General features: G+C 52.1%; 14 protein-coding genes and 1 tRNA gene. 5 read left to right on the top strand and 10 right to left on the bottom strand.

The features are described from left to right. Positions 1–8: 8 nt before the first annotated feature. Positions 9–194, bottom strand: coding sequence for a hypothetical protein (locus JRC49_15220; protein QTE71111.1), 186 nt, complete (start codon positions 192–194; stop codon positions 9–11). Positions 195–341: 147 nt separating this feature from the next. Between JRC49_15220 and JRC49_15215 the strand changes: the two genes are divergently transcribed. Further along, positions 342–5,519: a hypothetical protein gene (locus JRC49_15215; protein QTE71110.1), complete on the top strand. Its 5,178-nt coding sequence runs from the start codon at positions 342–344 to the stop codon at positions 5,517–5,519. 511 nt (positions 5,520–6,030) lie between these two features. Then, the gene (locus JRC49_15210; protein QTE71109.1) at positions 6,031–6,705 is read left to right on the top strand and encodes an RNA methyltransferase; all 675 of its coding nucleotides are present in this window, start codon (positions 6,031–6,033) and stop codon (positions 6,703–6,705) included. A gap of 108 nt (positions 6,706–6,813) precedes the next feature. On the opposite strand, the gene JRC49_15205 is transcribed toward JRC49_15210, so the two are convergent. The 3 genes from JRC49_15205 to JRC49_15195 all read right to left on the bottom strand — a co-directional run bounded on the left by JRC49_15205 (position 6,814) and on the right by JRC49_15195 (position 10,480). Next, entirely contained in the window at positions 6,814–8,013 is a 1,200-nt protein-coding gene (locus tag JRC49_15205; GenBank protein QTE71108.1) for a Gfo/Idh/MocA family oxidoreductase, read from the bottom strand. Positions 8,014–8,242: 229 nt separating this feature from the next. Further along, complete coding sequence (locus JRC49_15200) at positions 8,243–9,319, bottom strand: Gfo/Idh/MocA family oxidoreductase (GenBank protein ID QTE71107.1); 1,077 nt, start codon at positions 9,317–9,319, stop codon at positions 8,243–8,245. Then, on the bottom strand, positions 9,320–10,480 hold the full coding sequence (locus JRC49_15195; protein QTE71106.1) for a Gfo/Idh/MocA family oxidoreductase: 1,161 nt from the start codon (positions 10,478–10,480) through the stop codon (positions 9,320–9,322). A 132-nt stretch (positions 10,481–10,612) separates the two neighbouring features. Here JRC49_15195 and JRC49_15190 point away from each other — a divergent pair, with 132 nt between their 5' ends. Further along, positions 10,613–11,503 carry a helix-turn-helix domain-containing protein gene (locus JRC49_15190; GenBank protein QTE71105.1) on the top strand — a complete coding sequence of 297 codons (891 nt, stop codon included), beginning with the start codon at positions 10,613–10,615 and terminating at the stop codon, positions 11,501–11,503. Between the two features lie 148 nt (positions 11,504–11,651). Here JRC49_15190 and JRC49_15185 read toward each other — a convergent pair whose 3' ends face one another. The 3 genes from JRC49_15185 to JRC49_15175 all read right to left on the bottom strand — a co-directional run bounded on the left by JRC49_15185 (position 11,652) and on the right by JRC49_15175 (position 15,265). Continuing rightward, positions 11,652–13,244 carry an extracellular solute-binding protein gene (locus JRC49_15185; GenBank protein ID QTE71104.1) on the bottom strand — a complete coding sequence of 531 codons (1,593 nt, stop codon included), beginning with the start codon at positions 13,242–13,244 and terminating at the stop codon, positions 11,652–11,654. 151 nt (positions 13,245–13,395) lie between these two features. After that, on the bottom strand, positions 13,396–14,280 hold the full coding sequence (locus JRC49_15180; protein QTE72899.1) for a carbohydrate ABC transporter permease: 885 nt from the start codon (positions 14,278–14,280) through the stop codon (positions 13,396–13,398). 49 nt (positions 14,281–14,329) lie between these two features. After that, entirely contained in the window at positions 14,330–15,265 is a 936-nt protein-coding gene (locus tag JRC49_15175) for a sugar ABC transporter permease (protein ID QTE71103.1), read from the bottom strand. A 309-nt stretch (positions 15,266–15,574) separates the two neighbouring features. Between JRC49_15175 and JRC49_15170 the strand changes: the two genes are divergently transcribed. After that, complete coding sequence (locus JRC49_15170) at positions 15,575–16,486, top strand: helix-turn-helix transcriptional regulator (GenBank protein QTE71102.1); 912 nt, start codon at positions 15,575–15,577, stop codon at positions 16,484–16,486. 170 nt (positions 16,487–16,656) lie between these two features. Here the strand turns inward: JRC49_15170 and JRC49_15165 are convergent, their stop codons facing one another. Further along, complete coding sequence (locus tag JRC49_15165) at positions 16,657–17,010, bottom strand: four helix bundle protein (GenBank protein QTE71101.1); 354 nt, start codon at positions 17,008–17,010, stop codon at positions 16,657–16,659. 146 nt (positions 17,011–17,156) lie between these two features. On the opposite strand from JRC49_15165, the gene JRC49_15160 reads away from it, so the two are divergent. Then, positions 17,157–17,230: transfer RNA gene (locus tag JRC49_15160), tRNA-Trp, on the top strand. A gap of 215 nt (positions 17,231–17,445) precedes the next feature. Here JRC49_15160 and JRC49_15155 read toward each other — a convergent pair. Continuing rightward, the gene (locus JRC49_15155; GenBank protein QTE71100.1) at positions 17,446–18,747 is read right to left on the bottom strand and encodes a TldD/PmbA family protein; all 1,302 of its coding nucleotides are present in this window, start codon (positions 18,745–18,747) and stop codon (positions 17,446–17,448) included. A gap of 1 nt (position 18,748) precedes the next feature. Continuing rightward, the gene (locus tag JRC49_15150) at positions 18,749–20,134 is read right to left on the bottom strand and encodes a TldD/PmbA family protein (GenBank protein ID QTE71099.1); all 1,386 of its coding nucleotides are present in this window, start codon (positions 20,132–20,134) and stop codon (positions 18,749–18,751) included. Between the last annotated feature and the right edge of the window lie 3 nt (positions 20,135–20,137).

Raw genomic sequence — 20,137 nt, 5'->3', positions numbered from 1 at the left:
GACGAGAATCATTTATTCTCGTCATTCTTTCTTTTTACCCACACAACTCCATTTATCGCCAGCCCTACCAAAAACACAATGCTTCCCAGCGTCATCATCGGCTCCCTAACATTACTGTTCAGGTTCATCCCCACAATAAACACTATCAGCCCCGCAATCCAAAATATGCATCCTGCAACCGTCAGTTTCTTCATTTTGTTTTTCCTCCATGCCGTTCCCAATTCCTTACATTGCGGAGTATATCATATTCCCTTGCGCTTCGTAAACCTTCCGTGCAGGTTTTCATGCATTCCGTGTCGAAATGTTTATTGTTATATATTTTGTAAAGAGGGGACGCTCTTTTGAAGTCGTTTTTGCTTCCGGTCGGTCATTATGCCGGCGCTTCCCTGCCTTCGCTCCTTTCGGCTTTCTCCTGCGGGGCTGCGGTTCCGGTAAATGGACTGGATATCTTTCACATAACGGATCGGCCTGTTGATCCGGTTCTGGTTCCGATGATCCGGGACCTGAATCAGGCCCATGTCCTTTTTGAGCGTGCGGATAACAATTCGTTTTTTCCGTCTTCCTTTGCTTATGCTTCTTTCCGTCCGGAGCTGCCATCCATTGGCATGCTGTCCTCGGATCCTTCTTCTGCTTCCCTGCTGACCGCGCTGCGCGGCAAGGGCGTTCCGCTATCCTATAAAACAGACAGGGAAGCTGTGGAGTGGGCCTTTTCTGCCCTGCTTGCCGATGATAATGATGATCTTCAGCCCCTGCATAAGCTGTTTGATAAGCTGAGCAATTGCCTGTCTTCCGGAGAGGAATTCCGCATTTCTGTCCTCTGTGATATTTGCGATCCTTTTTCTTCCGGTGTGGCTTTTGCCCTGCTCCGCTTCCTGCATGAAAACCTCAAGATCGATTCTTCTGTCCTTTCCCTCTTCTGCCTCGCTGTCAGTTCTTCTGCCACCGCGGATGAGGCAAAGGATTTGCTTTCTTCTTCCCTGCGTGCTCTTGCCTCCCAGAATCTCGTAGGCAAACCGGATCGCAGCGTTCCTGCCTGCGCGGATTCCGTCTGGCTGCTTTCGCTGCCTTCTTCCATGGTACGTACGGATGATTCTCTCCGCGTGCTTTACACTGTGCTGGCCAGGCGTCTTGCCGGTGTTTTCACGTCTCCTGACGTACCGACCGCCGGTCTGCATACCGTCTCTGTTCCAGGTGTGATCACTTTCCAGTCCCTTGGAGATCAGGCGGTGCCTTTCGCGGCGTTCCTGCATGCGGGCACCTGGCTGTTGGCGGATCTGATTCCCGCCTTCCAGTCCTATTGCGATCATCCCGGTTCCCTGCGTTCCCTGGCGCCCAACACGCGTAACGGCCTCTTCCGCCGCCTGATGCAGGGGGACGCTGTCACGCCGGAGCAGCGGGAAGTCATCACCGTCATTCGCCGTGCATTCAGCGCGGTTCTTGCCGAAATCGTATCCATGATTCATTTCATGCCGGATCAGCTCCGCCTTGCCGAGGTATCTGATCCCCTCTGGCGCCGCGCGGTGGAAGCCTGCGGTAAAACAGTTACCGTTGCTTCTGAATATGACGTTTCGAAAGAAGAAGCGGAAGAATCCGGCATCATGGATGTGAAGCCCGTCCATCGTGTTTCCATGGCCGATACAGAAGAAGAAAAAGCCCGGAGACGTCTTGAGGATATCGAAATCCAGCTGAAAGCTGAAACCGAAGCCAGGGATAAAATCTTTGCTTCTGTAGGCGGCAGCTGGGCGCTTCCTGCCCTGCTGGACTGCCGCCGCCGCTGCCAGGAGGCGTTGGATCGCGCTTCTGCCCAGTTGGAGACCGTATCTCCGGATCAGGATCACCTCACCATTGCTTCCCTTGCCCGCCGCGTGCGTCTGCTCCAGGCTGCCGTCAAACGCTGTGATGATGATCTGGCCGCCTGCACCTTTACCGGTCCGGACGCCGCCTCTGCTCCGGAAGGGCTGACCCCCTTCTCCGGTCAGTTGCTGAATGCACCTGCTGCCGAAAAGCTTTCTGCCCTGCTCATCGCTTCAGAAAGCAGCGCGGACAGTATCCGCAAGGATCTGCAGGCCCATATGCCGACTCTGCTCTTTGGCTATACGCTTTCCGATGTCAAAGTCCTCTTCCGTCAGCTGCTGTCCTGCTGCAAGGAAGAATCCGGATCCGATCCTTTTACTTCGCTTTGTCTTTGCACGTTGGATGTCAGTCTGCGGGAGATTACGCCCCTTCGGTTCCTCTCCGCCGGCGATGTGCCTTCGATTCCGCTTTTACCGGATATGTATCCGACCGCTCCGTTGCTGAAGGTTTCTTCCCTTCTGCCCCTTCTTGATGAATCCCAGGATGCCGCTCAGGAAGCCGAAGCCGGTAAACGCGGTCTGTTTGCCATGCTGTTCCTTCGTCAGTACCGTCGCCGCACGGCCGATGAGGCTGCCCTGGTCTCTGAAACGCTGAAGATTGATGATTCTCCCGTTCTGAAGGCCTGGCTCTCTGCCCGCTCTTCCGATGCGGTGCAGGTCTTCTCCCTGGAAAAAGAGGATGTAAAGGTTCCCTTTGCCCTTGTTTTGCCGGGCAAGGAATTCATTCCCGCGCGTCTTTCCGCGTCGCACATTCCGTTTATTCCTTCTTTTGCGATGCCCTGGTTTGACGAGGATACCATTTCCTTCCGGGATCCCTGTTCCCTGCTTTGCGAAGGAGATCGTGCCGTCCTCCTGGAGCAGATAAACGCCATGACTGATCCTCGCCCTGAGAACCTTTCCAAACGCCTGTTCAACTTCCTGTCGGATTTCCGGAAGGAACTGCTTCGTTATCAGGATCCCACCGGCCTTCCGGAGCGCCTCACGCTTCGCCTGAAGGCTGCCTTCGGCCTGCGTCTGCTGCCGGCTTTCAGTGATACCCTTGTTCGTACAGTCTGTTATTATGAACGTTTCCTCACGGATGATATCCTGGCCGCTTCCTTGCTGAATCGTAAGTCCTTTACGCCTTCAGCCTGTTCTGTGCCGGATGATATTATCTATCTTTACAGGGATGTGCCCTTTGCCCGGGAGAATTCCCGCACCCTGCTGGATGCGATTCCGCTTCCGGCGGAAAACTGGATCCTGACGCTTCTGGATCAGGAGTGCCGCACCCTTTCCCGTGCTTCAGACGAGTATCATGATCATCTTGTCCGGGAGCTCAGTCTCCTGCTGGAGCGTTATCCGGATGCCCTGTCTGACGCCCGCCAGGTCGCCTTTGACCTGCTGGAAAAGGCCGGTCTGCCGGTAGCCGATTCGGATACGGAACTATCCTGGCCCTGGGATACTTCTTCTCCTTCTGTAAATACAATCCTGACTGAGTCCCTGGGACCGGAGCTTGCCTCTGCTGCCCTGCAGCCCTTCAGTGATTACCTGACGCTTTTCCCGGCCCGCGGAACCGGCATTATCGGTGACTCCCTCATGGCCTCCATGTGTGTTCTTGCGCCTTCTGTTGTCCCGGTTCAGGAGGAGGGTGAGGAAAACGTCCCTGCCGTAGCGCCCGATGCGGTACTTCCGCCCCTTTCTGACGGTCTTTGCGCCGCTCTTTGCCGCCTGCCGGAAGGTAAAACGCTGGTTCGTCCCGGCCTGCTGGCCTTTGAACGGAAAGAGAATAATGCCGTCCGTGTCTCCCTGACGCTGGAAGGCAGCTTTACCGTCCGTTTAACGCGTGTATATGCTGAGGAAGAAATCCTCAATCTCTATTCCCATGATATTCCTACCCTGGCAGTCTGGCCGAATCTGCCCTTCGCCCCGGAAGACTGGCATGCCTACTTTGTCTATGCCTCCCTGCCGGACGGATTCACCATCTCCGTCAATTCGGCTGACGGTTCTTCTGTCAATCCGGAAGCTTCTTCCCGCACAGTGTGCCGTACTGCCTCTTTCCCGACCTCTTTCTCCCTTCTGAAGGATGGCCGTTCCGCAGGTTCGGTGCCGAACCTGCTGCCCCAGCCGGACGTCGTCAAGCAGGATGTTGTCACCACCTGTGTGGATTTCGGTTCTGTCGGTACTTCGGTCATTTTCTCTACCGGCCGTCAGCGTCGCCCGCTTCAGGGACCCACGCTGGTCCGTACATTGATCAATAATCCTTCTGTGTCCAGGGATCTTCTCCGTCGGGAATTCCTGCCTGCTGTCCCCGTATCCGCGCTGCTGCCTACGGCTTCCAGGATTTTCCGCAATGTGCCCGGTGAATCGCCCCTGCCTTTCGAAGATGGCATCGTCCTCATGTCCGCGGATCTTCAGGATGTGCTTTCCATCCCTTCAGAGGCTCTGTATACCTGCCTTAAATGGGAAGAGGAAAAGGGACGGTCTGTTTCCCTCTGTCTGCATCAGATCATGCTTATGGCGGCCCTGCAGGCCCGTTCCGATGGTGCCCATACCCTGCTCTGGCGTTTCTCTGTTCCGGATGAAATGGCTAAAACAGGCCGGGAAAACCTCACTGCCCTCTTTGCTTCCCTGGCGGATCAGGTCTGTAAGGAAGCCGGTTTCCCGACACCCGATAAAGTCCCGCCGGTCACCTTCGCGGCGGAAAGTTCCGCCCTGGGCGCCTATTTCCGTTTCTGCGCTTCCGAGGATACCCGCGGCGGCTTTATGGTCATGGATATCGGTGCCTGCACCGCGGATATTTCCCTCTTCCTGCGCGGCCGTGAGCAGGCCGTCCGTACCTGCCAGATCCCGCTGGGCGTCCATTATATGCTGCTGCCTTCCCTGCTGCGCAATCCCACTTTATTGCGGGAAGAACTCAGCTTTATCCAGGATCCTTCCATCCAGCAGGATCTTCTCATGCTGGAAAAGACGCTCATCAACGCCAAGGCAGATCCTTCTGCCCTGCGTCATTCCCGCCTGGCGCTGGATAACTTTATTGCCGATCATTATCGCTATGTCCTGCCGGGGCTCCTGCAGAATCCCATGAACGGCATGCCGACTTATCTGGGTTCTGTCCTGCTTCTGCATTTCAGTTTCCTGATGATGCTTTCCGGCCTGGTCCTGCTGCAAATCGCTGCGGATCCCGGCAAAAACGATTTCCTGCCGGAGCAGATGACCCTTTGCCTTTCCGGCCGGGGTTCCCTGCTGCCTGAAAGCCTGCCTGATCCTTATAAGGCAGCCCTCTGGCATTTCCTCACCATGTTCCGTAATCGCCGGGTCGCGTCTCTTTCCTTCCTCTTCTCTTCGGAAAAGAAGATGGAGATTCCCGTTGGCCTTTCTATGCTGGAGGACGTAACACCCGGCATTCCGGCAGCTTCCACTGTCCCTGCCGCCATCTCTGTCCGTCCGGAAGAGCTCCTGCCACAGTTCATTCTCCGCTTTGCCAAGGAATTCCCGGCCTCAGCAGAAGTATTGTTCCATGGCTTCTTCACCGGCGATTTCTATCATCCCTTCACTCCTTGGGGTGAGTCCGTAATCTCGGAAGCGATTGCCTCCTGCTTCACTGCCCAGACCGAGCATCGCCCTTATGATGCGCTTTCTGCCTGGATCTCCACGCTAATTGATTTAGTTCAGACCCATACGTCTTAAGATTGGTAGACACTATAATCACTTTCGGCGAAGCCGAAAATATCACATCCTGCGCAGCAGGATATATCATATTCGTCGCAGGCGAATATATCATATTGGCCAATGGCCAATATATCATTTGCGAAGCATCAAATACCCCTTTCACTCATCAATGTCTGGCGATCTGATCCTGAAGTCAACATTAAGATCACAAAATCATTTTTAAGTTTTAAGTTTTAAGTTATTGAGGAGTTATCCGTGCTTTAGACAGATCTGTCAGCACTTTAGTGCTGGTAACAGATCGTCCATGCAGGCGTCAGCGCTTTAGCGCTGGTAACGCCGAGCCATCCACGGCTAATGACTCCCATGTTACAGCCGTCCATCGTTGCGAACGAAGTGATGCAAGGATGGCATACGGCGATCACAAAGTATTCATTAGAACCTCGAAAGGATACCTTCTATGGAACTTATTTCTTCACTTAAGAATTCCAAGGTGCTTTCTTGGCGTTCCCTGAAAGACAAGAAGGGCCGTATGGAACAGAATGCGTTCCTCGTAGAGGGAGTACGCATGGTCCAGGAGGCCCTCACCTCTTCTTTCGAGGTTCAGGCCATCCTTCTCCGCGAAGACTTTGTCCCCGACTTCACCCTCCCGGACTCAGTCCCGATATATGTCCTCCCTTCCCACGTCTTCCAGTCTGTCTGTGACACCAAGACTCCCCAGGGTATCGCTGCTGTCTTGACGCTCCAGGCTCGTGAGGCTTCCGGTCCTCGTCTGCTTGCTCTGGACGGTGTCCAGGATCCCGGCAATGTGGGCACCATTATCCGTACCGCCGATGCCGCTGGCTTCTCCGGTGTTCTGCTCAGTCCGGAATGTGCCGATCTCTTTTCTCCCAAGGTTCTCCGCGCCACAATGGGCAGCATTTTCCGTCTTGGCTTTTCTTTCCCATCTTCCCTTCCGGAAGCACTGGAACAATATAAAAAGGACGGATATTCCGTCCTTTCATCCCAGCTGGATGGTTCACCCTTTTATGAACGTCAGGATGTGGCTTCTTCCTTTATCCTGATTATTGGAAACGAGGGAAACGGCGTTTCCGATGCGGTAAAGGCCGTCGCTACTCATCATCTCTGTCTGCCCATGCGGGGCGGCGCTGAATCGCTGAACGCCGCAGTCGCTGCGGGCATCATGATGTATGACCTGATCCGTTGATCATGTTTTAACGTTCGCCAACAGGCGAACATTTCACTTTCGACGAAGTCGAAAATTTCATATTGAATCGTTTTAGGTTCAATATTTCATGTTGCCTGTGGCAACATTTCATTGTGGGTCAGCACACTGACCCACCTGTGCTCCCGTTCCTGTATGATCTGATTCGTAGGTAATGTCGCCGGTTTTCCGTACTGTGGAACCGGCGATTTTATTTTCCAGCAATTCATGGAATTTATCTTCCGGCACAGGAACGGATACCATTTCTCCGGTCCATCCGGAATAATGGATCGCGTTGGACAGCTGCAGTGCCCGCAGCCCGTCTTCAGCGTCCGCTGTCAGGGGTGTGCCATGCAGCAGGTGTGCCGCAAAGGCGTTCAGGACGCCGATATGCTGCGGGTTTTCACCGTCTGTCTGGATTTCTTCTTCTTTCGCTTCGCACTGATACCAGGGATTGTCGCTGTTGAAGCAGGTTTCCCGCTCATTCTGGTTCAGGCGGAAGCATCTGATCTTTCCGTCTTCACAGATCAGTTTGCCCCGTTCGCAGTCAATCTCCAGCCGGTTGGTTCCCGGCAGGTCGCCAGTGGATGCGGTGAACACACCTGTGGCGCCGTTTTCGAATTCCAGGTAAGCCGTTACGTCATCTTCAACCTCAATATGATGCCATTTCCCTTCATGGCATTGTGCCTGCACCTTGACCGGCATACCGCACAGCCAGATCAGCAGGTCCAGCTGGTGCGGGCACTGATTCAGCAGAACGCCGCCGCCTTCTCCTGCCCATGTGGCCCGCCAGGATCCGGAATCATAATACTTCTGGGTTCTGTACCAGTCTGTCACGATCCAGCTCATGCGCTTGATTTCGCCAAGTTCCTTATTCTGCATGATATTATGGATCGCCCGGTACACGCCGTTCGTCCGCTGGTTGAACATCAGGGCCAGGGTCATTCCGGAGGTTGCCGCGCATCGGATCATCCGTCTGCCCGCTGCTGCTTCCACAGAGATGGGCTTTTCGCACAGCACCTGCAGCCCGTGGCTCATTGCCTGGATCGCCAGTTGTTCGTGCATGTAATGCGGCACTGCGATCAGCACAGCGTCGCATTCTCCACTCCGGATCAGGTCTCTTCCGGAAGGAAATACTTTTACGCTTTCCGGCAGCTCCCGCCGTGCCCATTCCATGCGGTCTTCCCGCACGTCCGCCACAGCAGCCAGCTCAATCTCCGGGCATTTCCCCGCACTCAGATTCCTGCAGTGCTCCGACCCCATATTCCCGATTCCGATAACACCCAATCGGATCTTCTTACCAACATCCATACTTTTTCCTGACACCTTTACAATAAGGTTTCGAATTCATAATTCACAATTCATAATTCATAATTATATATACTCAATTCCATCTTCATGATTATTTTGCAATTCAATCAACACCTGGCTTGAGTATTAATTCTGAATTCTTAATTCTGAATTCTGAATTGGTGAAAAATTCCTCTAGAATTTTTCTTCCACCATTTTTAAGTCTTAAGTTTTAAGTTTTAAGTTTTAATTACTTAATGCGCTGCGCTTGCGCTTGCGCATTAAGACTAAGCTCCGCCGCCTTAAACGCGTGTTCCTGCGTCATCGCCTTCTCCGTCCTGTTCAGGCAATCCAGGATCAATTCCCCAAAGAACGGATAGCCGGTCACGCCAACCGCGTTCACATACTTTTCTCCCTTGTCGTTCACGACGTAGATGTGTCCGCCGCCGTTCTGCTCCGAGGCCAGGTTCACGTACTTCCGGATTTCAATGAATCCCTTTGTTCCCTGAATGAACATCCGTCCGTCTCCCCAGGTGCGCAAGCCGTCCGGTGTAAACCAGTCCAGCTTGAAGTATCCCGCCGCGCCGTTCTTGCCGGTCAGCTGTGCGTCGCCGAAATCTTCCAGCTCCGGATATTCCGGATGGTCGAAGTTCGCGATCCGGCTGGAGGTTACGACAGCGTCCTCTTCCTTGGCATAATACAGGAACTGCTCAAACTGATGGCTGCCGATATCGCACAGGATACCGCCGTACTTTTCCCGTTCAAAGAACCATGCGGGCCGTCCGGGAGCACCAAGCCGATGCGGTCCGAATCCGGTCACGGAAACAACCTTGCCGATTTCTCCGCTCTCCGCGATATATCCGGCCAGGATGGATCCTTCATCATGCAGACGTTCTGCATAATACACCATGTATTTCTTCCCTGTTTCCGCCACTGCTTTCTTTGCGGATTCCAGCTGTTCAAGGGTGGTGAACGGCGCCTTGTCGGTAAAGTAATCCTTTCCCGCGTTCATGGCCCGTAGTCCCAGGGCACAGCGTTCGCTGGTGATGGCTGCACCGGCAATCATATGGGTCTCCGGGTCTCCCAGGGCTTCTTCCTCGCTCCGGGCTGCTTTCGCCTGCGGAAACGCCTTCAGGAAGGCTTCTACCTTTTTCTCATCCGGGTCATAAACATACTTCAGCGTACCGCCGGCCTCGGTCAGTCCGTTGCACATGCCGTAGATATGTCCGTGATCCAGCCGTACGGCAGAAAACACGAACTCTCCCGGCTTCACCACCGGCTGGGGTTTTCCCTTCGGTGCGTAGTTCATTCCGTCTGAAACATTCATTTATTTTTCCCCTTTCCGGAAATTACCGAAGGACAGTTCACCGTCCAGGTTTTCCACGGAAGCTGTTTTTTCGTAAAAATGAGGTACATTGGCCCTGATCCCTTCCACGGTGTAGAAAGGATCATCTTTTGTCAGGGGCAGCGTGACTGCGGTTTTCATACTGCCTGCTTTATAGATCGCGCAGATCATTTCAATCGTCCTGCGGCCGTCTTCGCCCGTGATAAAGGGTTCCCTGTCTTCTTCCAGGGCTCTCAGCACGTCGTCCAGCTGTCCGTCATGCATTTCATAGGGTACCGGCGGCAGGGAGGCCAGGTATTCATCCGCTTTCTTTGCAAATTCCTCATCCGGTTCAGGGAGCGGGAATCCGTTCGGCTGCGGCTGTGAAGCGTATACGCTGTATGGCCAGGCAATCTTGGCCTTCTCGCACTGGAAAATGAGCGCCTGTTCTTCTCCGTGGGAAACAACCGAAGCGGTCAGTGTCGCCAGCGCTCCGGGATATTCCATCACAGATACAGACAAATCTTCCACCTCTGCGTTATCATGCCCTGTATTCGCCAGAATACTGGTGACCCTGTCCGGTGTTCCCATCATCCAGCCCAGCATGTCGATATGATGGACAGCATGGTTCAGGGTGCATCCGCCGCCTTCGGTTTTCCATGTGCCGCGCCACCACAGATCATAATAGCTGTGTCCGCGGAACCACAGGGAATCAACCGTCACATGCCTTACCTTGCCAGCCATCCCGCTGTCCAGCAGCGCCTTCAGGTTGCGTACAGGCAGGCGGAAGCGGTTCTGGGCGATAATGGAAAGCTTTTTTCCGCTCTCGTCCCTTGCCCGCAGCATAGCGTCGCATTCTTCCAGGGATGCAGCCATGGGCTTTTCGCATACTACGTTTTTTCCGCTTTTCAACGCGTTGATGGAAATTTCAGCATGCACAAAGGGTGGTGTGCATACGTCCACCAGGTCGATATCCTTGTCCAGGATTTCGTGATGATCCAGGTAAACGTCAGCGTCCAGGTTGTATTGTTCCTTGACACGCTGAGCCTTTCCGGGGATAATATCTACAAGGGCTGCGATCCTGCATCGCTCCGGAAATCTCAGGTAGGCTTTGATATGTGCATGGGAGATTCCGCCTGTACCGATGATCGCTACGTTAATCATTATCATCACCTCATTTTGATGGTTTTTGTCCTTTTCTGTTGGTTTCAGTATAGGTAAATGCGGGTGTATTCTCCATACGAATCCGGTTTCTTTGTATGCAAATACTGCACATTCCATTCAGGAGGTGGTCTTGTGGAATCCTATGATGTCCAGACTCCCTTTGAACCGATGCAGCAGGGTGGTCAGGGTTATGAAGGCCGATACAGATTCAGTGAATCGATCGAAGTTACCCAGTATCATTGTCACGATTATTATGAACTATATATTCATCTTCATGGCGGCCAGTATATGGGCGTTGATAACAAAATCTATACGCTGAAGCCCAATCAGGTTTTCATTCTGCCGCCGTTCTGTATGCATGGGCTTTCCTGCACCAGTGAGCTCCGCAATTACGAACGTGCCTTCCTCAATTGCTCTCCGGAAGTTATGAGCAATCTTGGCTGTGGTCAGCTGGATCTAAACCAGTTCTTCCACGCCTGCGCTTCAGGCGGCCATTATACCTACCAGCTTTCCGATGCTGATGCGGAGCGCTTCGTGCACTGCGTTCGTCAGATCGAGGCTTCTGACTCACGTGAAATGGATGCCGTGGAAAGGCTTCAGGCCTATTCCTATATGATCATTCTGGTCAATCTTCTTTGTCAGATAATCCGCCGTACCGTACCTGTTCAGGATGAAACCGGGACAAACAGCGTCATTCAGGAAGTGCTGACCTATATCAACAACCACTATACCCAGCAGCTGCGGATCAGTGATCTGGCTCACCGTTTCGGTGTCAGTGAGTCCTATCTTTCCCATGAGTTTTCCCGTTTTACCAACCGCAGTATCTATGATTACATTCTCTACCGCCGCGTCACGCTTGCGCGCCGCCAGATGCTCGGTGAGGATTCATTGAACGCGATTGCCTATCAGTGCGGCTTTAATGATTATTCCAATTTTCTTCGTTCTTTTACTCGTATCGCCGGGATTTCCCCCAGCAAATACCGCAAACAACTCCTTCAGTACAGTCACCGCGAACTGAACTGACATAAATTGTTATTCATTTTTCTGTATCTATAGTTTTTCCCAGATATAAAGTCTCTAAATTATTTTTCAGTTTTAAGTTTTAAGTCTTAAGTCTTAATTTAAGAAGAAAAGAGTGCCGGTTTACCCGGCACTCTTTTCTTCGATATTATCAAAGGTCTCCCGGGAATACGCCGCGGTAGTTGCCCGCATTGTAAGCCGCGCGGAATTCGTCGATCATCTGCTGAGCACCGGAGTTCAGGATATCCTGGATGCCGGCATCATAGACAGCGTCGAATTCGGCAGGATCGCAGCTGACCACGTCAGCCAGGAACTTGCCCTGAGCGCTCTTAACGGTGGCGCCGTAGTCGGTGTCAGCCTGGATGCTGACGGTGAAGCTGATCTGGGTCCACGCGTCGGTCAGAGCGTCAGCGTAGGAAGCCACGACGTCATCTTCATATCCCTTGAAGGGCAGGGCCAGAGCGGCAGCGTTCTTGGCGTCGTCGCCGTAGCACAGACCGTTGGAGATGAAGCAGATGTCGCCGGCGTGCATCTTGTTCTCGTCCGGAACAGCGTCAGCGCTCTTCACGCCGAACGGGATGCCGTCGTCGGTCAGGCCTTCATAGTTGATGCCTTCGATACCGTTCTGCATAGCGAACATGTTCTCCGGAATGGCCATCCAGTCGAGGTACTTCATCGCGGCCACAGCGGTCTTCTCGTCGGTGGTCAGCGGGATGATGATGCTCAGGCCGGCAGGAGCGTACATGTCATGCAGGGTCTTTCCGCCCAGGCTCTCGTTCTTGAAGGGGTTGACGGTGACCCAGTGGCCGCCTTCAACGTTCTTCTCGAGTTCGATCTGGTAGTTCTTGTCAGTCCGCCAGGGCTGGTCGGGCTGCTGGGAGAAGAATCCGTTGTAACCCATGATCAGGGCGGTATCATTCGCCTGGTCATTGTCGGTCAGGGCGAAGGTTTCGGGGATGATGCCCTCATGATACAGGGTGTTCATCCAGCGGAAGCCTTCCTTGCTGCCGGGCAGCATTTCGGGGTTCTTGCAGTATGCGAACCAGTCTTCCTTGGTAACCTTGGTGAAATCGATGAAAGCATCGGTGAACCGGCGTACATTGTACAGCGGATCGGGAGCATAGATGCCGAAGGAGAAGGGAGAGGTATTCTCGCCAGCCAGCTTGGCTTCCTTGGCAGCACGCAGGTAAGCGGTGAACTCTTCGATGTTGGTGGGCTTTTCCATGTTCAGGGCCTTCAGCCAGTCTTCACGGATGAAGTTACCAACGTTAGCGCGGCTGATACGACGGGCCGGGATGTACCACTGTTCGGGGGTGCCATCGCCGTCATGATCGCTCTGGCCGTAGGTCAGGAGCTCGTCGCCCAGGAACGCCTTCAGGTTTTCGCCGTAGGTGTTCAGCAGGTCATCCAGCTGCCAGATACCTTCGTCGTCGATGCACTGCTGCACCAGGCCGCCGTTGTAGGTCAGGCACAGGTCAGGAGCGGTGCCGCCGGCCAGCGCGGTGGTCAGCAGGTCGCCTTCGGTCCAACGGGCGTAGGACACGAACTCGAGCTTGATCTTGTTGGGATCGCCGAAGTGTTCCTGAGCGTACTTCAGCTGCCAGCAGTCAGTCACGTTCAGACCGGCGATTTCGCGGTCATAGGTCTCAACCCGCAGCGTAATCCATTCGTCTTCCGCCAGGGAGGGTCCTGCGATGCCCAGCAGCAGAGCCAGGGTCAGCAGAATAGCCAGGGTCTTTTTCATGTTTGGGTTCCTCCTTTTTTTTTATTTCAAGGGCTTCTGCCCTGAAATTCAAACCCCTTTTCATTTCCTGAAAAATCCTTTGGATTTTCTTCCGCAATTTTTAAGTTTTAAGTCTTAAGTTTTAAGTTTTAATTTGGCGTCGTAAAAGGCGTCAGCCTTTTACCGCGCCGATTGTAACGCCCGCCACAAAGTACCGCTGCACGAACGGATAGACTACCAGGATCGGCAGTGTGGCAAAAATGATGGATGCCGGCTCAATGGATTCGGAAACGCTTGTAGCCACCGTAGAGGCTCCGCCTTCCAGGGCTGCCACGTCAACCGCCTGTGAACCCTTTATGATGTGGTACAGTTTCAGCTGCAGAGGCTGGTAAGCTTTTGTCTGTATGTAGTACAGGGCGTCCTGGAAGCTGTTCCACTTGCCTACCGCATAGAACAGCGTCAGTGTGGCCAGGGATGCCATGGACAGCGGCAGGTAAACCTTCAGCAGTACCTGGAAGTCATTCGCGCCGTCAATGATGGCTGCTTCTTCCAGTTCGTTGGGCAGTGTCTGGAAAAAGCTCTTCAGGATGATCATGTTATAGGTGCTCAGCATGCCTGGGAGAATCAGTGCCCAGGGGCTGTCCATCAGGCCCAGTTCTTTGATGTTCAGGTAATGCGGAATAATACCGCCGGAGAAATACATCGTGAACAATGCCAGGAAGCTGAAGAAGTTACGCCCGCGCAGGCGTTTCTTTGTCAGCGGATAAGCCATCAGGATCGTCATGATCATGGAGAACAGGGTATATACAACCGTAATAATGATCGTGAACACGAGGCTGCGCGTCATGCTCTTATCGGAGAAGATCGCCTGGTATGCTGTGGTTTCAAAATCCACAGGCCAGAAGCTCACGTCGCCGCGCAGGATAGCCGACTTGGAACTGAAGGATACTGCCGCCACGTTTACGAACGGAAGCAGGCACGTCAGGCTGAAGAGAATAATGACAATCGTCAGGATAATCTGTGCAGGTGTCCAGATCTTTGCTTTCTTGACTACGATCTCATGCTGATCAGGAGTAATGATTTTCTCTGCCATCTCATCCACCTCCTTACCAGATGCCTTCTTCGCCGAGGCGTCTGGCAATGATATTAGCCCCGGTGATCAGGATCAGTCCAACCACAGACTGGAACAGACCCACGGCTGTGGCTCTCGCAAACTGAGAGTTCGTAATACCGGCACGGTATACGAAGGTGGAAAGTACGTCACAGTAATTCTGAACCATCGGGTTGCCCAGCACGTACGGCCGGTCAAAACTGATATTCATCATCTGGCCGACGTTCAGGATCAGCAGGATCACGATGGTGCTGCGGATACCCGGCAGGGTCACATGCCAGATCTGCTGGAGCTTGTTCGCGCCGTCGATCTTGGCTGCTTCGAACAGTTCCATGTTGATTCCGGTAATGGCGGACAGGTACAGGATTGTTCCCCATCCCATGCTCTGCCACACGCCGATCAGCGTGTAGGTTGCCTGCCAGTGCGGGCCGTCAGTCAGGAACGGAATGCTCTTATCGATCCAGCCCAGTCTCAGCAGCGTCGCGTTGATGATACCGGTCTTCGGGCTGAAGATCTGCAGCACCATACCGCCGATAATGATCCAGCTCAGGAAGTGCGGCAGGTACAGCAGTGTCTGGGATACTTTCTTAACCTTGATGCTTTTCATCTCATTCAGCAGGATTGCCAGGATGATCGGCACCGGGAAACCGGCTACCAGGCCGAGGAAGTTCAGCCACAGGGTATTTTGGAGGGCTACCGGGAAGTCAGGCATATTCATCACGAACCTGAAGTTCTCCAATCCGATCCATTTGCTTCCCCACATGCCCTTGAACATGTTGAATTTCTGGAAACCGATGATAACACCCACCATCGGCTTATAGCAGAAGATCAGGTAAAAAATCACAGGCAGGATCAGCATGACGTATAGTCTCCAGTCCCTGTGAAGCCACCCTGCGTTGTTTCTGGGCTTCCTGATGGAACGCGTGGTCATATGCTTCCCCCTTGCATGCATTTCTTTTGCGTAATATGGTCAATTATTGTCCGTTTCACCTGTATTATATGTGCACAATTTATATACTTTCCATGCAAATCATGTCATAAACTATGCACATCCTGCTTTATCTGTACTGTCTATTGCATACAATCTGAGTTTTTAACCAGTATCATGTTGTATTTTTATATAAATACTTTTTTATGAATTCATACACGAGTTGTTCATGTTTTGTATACAATCTTGTACTTTTTGTATACATAGCCTTATAATTATTGCAATTCAGATACTCCTCCGGAGGGAAATGTTATGAGTAATTCCGGTCAGGTATCCTTATCCAACTTCGGTTATTGTTCTATGGGACACGGTCGCAGTGATTATGAAGGCTATTATGGCATATCACTGAACAAGCCGCGTTACGGTTATCATTGCCACGACTTCTATGAATTCTTTCTCCATATCAGTGGTGCCCGGGACTTTGGCGTGGATAATGAAATTTATCTTCTTCAGCCAAATCAGCTGGTCATTGTTCCTCCATTCCATATGCATGGCCTCATGTGGGATCAGGTTCTTCCGCGTTATGAGCGGGCTTTCCTTTACTGTTCAGCTGATTACCTGTCCACGATTGGCAGCGGACAGATTGACCTGCCCCAGCTTTTTTCGGAAAAGCTGAAAGGTCAGGGCTGTCTGATTTATAATCTTTCTGAGGAAACAGCATCTGAATGTACTGAATACCTGAAAACGCTCATGGCAAACTGCGAAAAGTTTTCTCCCCTGGATCATTTCAGGGATCTTTCTTATCTTCTTCCTTTCTTCCGGATCATTCTTGATACGATGGAGGATATTTCACCCCAGCAGCCAAACACCTCATTGAATCCTTTAATGCATCAGGTGCTGGTATATATCAATGAGCATTTTATTGAGCATCTGACCCTCGATTCTCTTTCAGAGCAATTCGGCATCAGCGTCTCTACCCTTTCACATGAGTTCATGCATTATGTTCACCACAGCGTCTATAACTACATCATTTACCGCCGTGTTATGCTCGCCAGGGAAAAACTCTTCGAAGAGATTTCCTTAGGCGAGATTTCTGATTTATGCGGCTTTGGAGACTATTCCAATTTCCTTCGTTCTTTCAAAAAACTCACCGGTGTTTCTCCCAGTGAGTATCGCGCCCAGCTCCAGGCCCACCAGTCCAAAGCAAAAGCGCTGGATCTGTAATGTGAAAACTAAAAATAAGAAAGAATAATTGTAAATGAAATATTCGGCTGCGCCGAATATGAAATGTTTGCCTGCGGCAAACGTGAAATATAAAGCTGCATCATATGTGTGATGCAGCTTTATGTGAAATATCCTGCTATGCAGGATGTGAAATTTACTTTTCGCCTTTTTTATAACTGATCTTTGTTCCTTTTTGCTGTGTTTAGTGATGCAACAAGTAGACGCCTTATCGTGCCGCATTGATCACGAAGGTTCTGAAGAGATTCTTGCTCACCAAGAGAACCTCTGCAGAAGAGCTCAAGCCAGTATTTGGTCTCATAACATTCCTTCAGTGCAATCTGCATTTTTGAAATGAAATCCGCTTTACTGTGCGCATAGCAGGCTTCATGTATATTAGCGCCAATGGATGTAGCTGACCTTTCAAGCTGATTTACTAATGAATAATGTCCTTTTATCTTACCGGTAATATCTAAAACTGAAACTGCAAAGTCCATGGAAATATCTACGAGTTTATTTTCCTCCATATGATCACCTCAGGTAAGATTAATTATATGAAAAGTATATAAAATCACGAGAATTGTGGCAAGAATAAAGAGACATATGATAAACAAAAAATTACCTTGACAAAGTGGTATGTTTTTTCATATAATGCCACTGTTGCGAATGCAATAGGGGCATGGTGTAATGGTAACACGTGGGTCTCCAAAACCTTTGTTGAGGGTTCGAATCCTTCTGCCCCTGCCAAGAGAAAACCTCCATCGTCAGATGGAGGTTTTTTCGTATACTATCTGCTTCAACTATTCATAATTCCCAAGCGTCTGGAACTTGGCGGCAAAGTATCTATCACATCCGTCGTAAGACGGATATTTCATATAGAGCTGCAATGCATCAGCATTGCAGCTCTATATTTCACATTGGCCGGCACGGCCAATATTTCACATTTGGCGAAGCCAAATATTTCATTTGCCAGATATGGTAACGCCATCGAAGGCAATAAACGGCAAAGAATTGTTTCCGTCATTCGCGATATCTTTACTGATATCGCGAATGTTTACCAGCATCTCCGGTACACAGCCACTAATCATTGTCTCCGAGATAGCTTTACTGATCTTCCCGTTTTCAATAAGGAAACTATTCTTTGCAACTCCGGAATATTCCCCGCTCGCCGCCGGCTGTCCACCCGAGAATCTCATTACCAGCAGTCCTTTGTCGATTCCGCTGATGATTTCTTCCAGCGTTTTTTCTCCGGCCGCAACATGTATGTTCCTTCCGGTGTTTCCGGACCGTTTGTTTCCGGTCTTGTTTGCAGCGTATTGGCTCAGGCAGAAGCTGTTCAGCTTTCCGTCCTTGATCAGGTCAAAGTTCTCTGTCTCGTATCCTTCCGCGGTGTGCCGGTTCGGAACCACAACGTCGTCGTTGTAGGGTTCAGAGCTCATGTTGAACCGCGGATCTGCCACCTGTTCACCCAGCTTGTCTTTCCATATGCTGGTGCCGTCAATCATGCAGGCGTCGCCGACAAAGTTGCCCATAATCGTACTCAGTACGATCTCGTATAGTGCCATGGGAGCCAGGATCACCGGTCCATTAAATTTACCTTCCAGGGAGATCGGATCCAGCTGCTTTTCAACCATGCTGATTTCCCAGTCGATCTTGCCGCATTCCAGCACCGGCTTATCCAGCGTCTTCAGCGTGATATCGCTGCCATAGAAGGATGTGCTCTTCTCTCCTTCATGTGCGGAATACATCAGGCTGAAAGTGTATGCGCCGTATTTCGTCACATAGTTCACGCCGTTTGTGTTCATAAACACTTCTGTGCCGCTGTTATGTTCGGTGATCATCTGCTCCATCAGGATCGTCGGGTGCTTCTCCTTGATGCTCTCCAGCAGTTCCTTCGTCCGCATGAACAGCTTGTCGGTATCGCATTCCGGGGCGCCGTCCGTATATTCCTTTTCAACGGGCTCTTTTGCGTATTCCCATGCTTCGTCCGGCTGACCGCTTTCTGCAGCCGCTATCGCGTCAGAAACGGCATTCTTCACCGTTTCGATATCAAACTTGTTGATCGCTACTGTGCCCTTCTTTTGATCCTTCAGCAGCGTAATGGTGACGTTGCGGTTAAATAGCGATCTCATCAGGGAGAATCTGCCGCCGTCCACATTGAATTCCTTTTTCTCGCCCTCGCTGACGCTGCACTGGGCATATTCTGCGCCCTTTGCTTTTGCTTCCGCCAGGATCTCTCTGGCCAGTTCTTTCATTCTATCCATCTTATCGGCCTCCGATCTTAACCTTGCAGCGCAACGCGGGGCCGCCCATGCCTACCGGCATCGGCTGTTTCTTTCCGCACATACCGGAACTCACCCACACAACCTTATCGCTGACCATGTCAACCGTCTTCAGCATCTCGAAAGCCACGCCGGAAATCGTTGTATCCAGCAGGGCCTTGCCGAGCTTGCCGTTCTTGATTTCGTATCCCATTGTCACGCCGAACATGAATTCGCCCGTCGTGTCCGCCTGTCCGTTGTTGGACTGGATCAGGTAGTATCCGTCGTCTACGGATGCAATCATGTCCTCCAGTTTGTCTTTGCCGGGGTGGATGGAGGTATTGCGCATCCGGATCAGCGGTTCATCCTGGAACAGCCATGCACGAGCGTTGCCCTGGGGAGTCATGCCGAAGTGCTGTGCGCTTTCCCGGCTGTTCATATATCCGGTCAGTATACCGTTCACAATCAGCGGAGAATCCACCGCTTCGGTGCCTTCGTCGTCGATGTACACCGGCAGCGGGCACTTCTCGCCAAATGCAGTATGTGCAAAGTCTGTCAGGGTCACCAGGTCGCTGGCTACCCGCTTGTTCAGGCACGGGCCTGCTACGCTGCCGCCCAGCACCAGGTCCGCTTCCACGGTATGTCCCACAGCTTCATGGCTCAGCATGCCGCTCATCATACCGTCCAAAATCACGGTCTTTTCGCCGGCATCTGCGTATACGCCTTCCCGCTTCTGCATCAGCTTTTCATACAGGTCGTCAATCTCTGCGTGCAGCTTGGTCGGGTCGGCAAAATTGTCGCTGAACACGCCGCTGCCGCCGAACGCCTGGAACAGTTCCACCGGCGTGCCTGCGTCCGTCTGCGCTGTCAGCACAACGTACATATAGGATCTGGGCGCCAGGATGTGTCCGCTTGCTCCGTCAGAGGTCACAATCAGCTTCTCCATGGAGTCTTCCATGGCAACGATTGTGCGGCTGACCAGGTTCGGATACTTCTTGGTGATGTATGCGTCTGCCTCACGGGCAAAATCCACATACAGCTTTTGTTCCGCATCCTTGATATCTTCCTGTGTGGGCATCTGCTTCAGTGCCATTTTCGGCAGGGCGGGCTTTCCAATTCCTGCATGCTTGTTCATAAAAGCAGCGTTCTCTGTCGCGGCCTTCAGCACCATTTCTGCCGCCTCGCCGGTATATTCGGCCATGGAGGAGAAACCGTATACGCCGCCCTCGTATACCCGGGCGGAAACGCCGGATACGTCGGAGCGTACGTTCCCCATCAGGGCGCCGTTCAGCAGAACGGCCCTGCGGGTCCTGTTGTTCTGTCCGCGGAGCTCGGTATGAGCGCCGTCTGCAAACAGGGCTTTTTTATCTGTCAGTATATCCTGCAGCATTTT

It is taken from the genome of Clostridiales bacterium FE2011 (assembly GCA_017569305.1).
Classification (GTDB): domain Bacteria; phylum Bacillota; class Clostridia; order Christensenellales; family Aristaeellaceae; genus Aristaeella.
The sequence above is the reverse complement of the archived record's forward strand: the minus strand, read 5'-3'. Positions and strand labels throughout refer to the sequence as shown.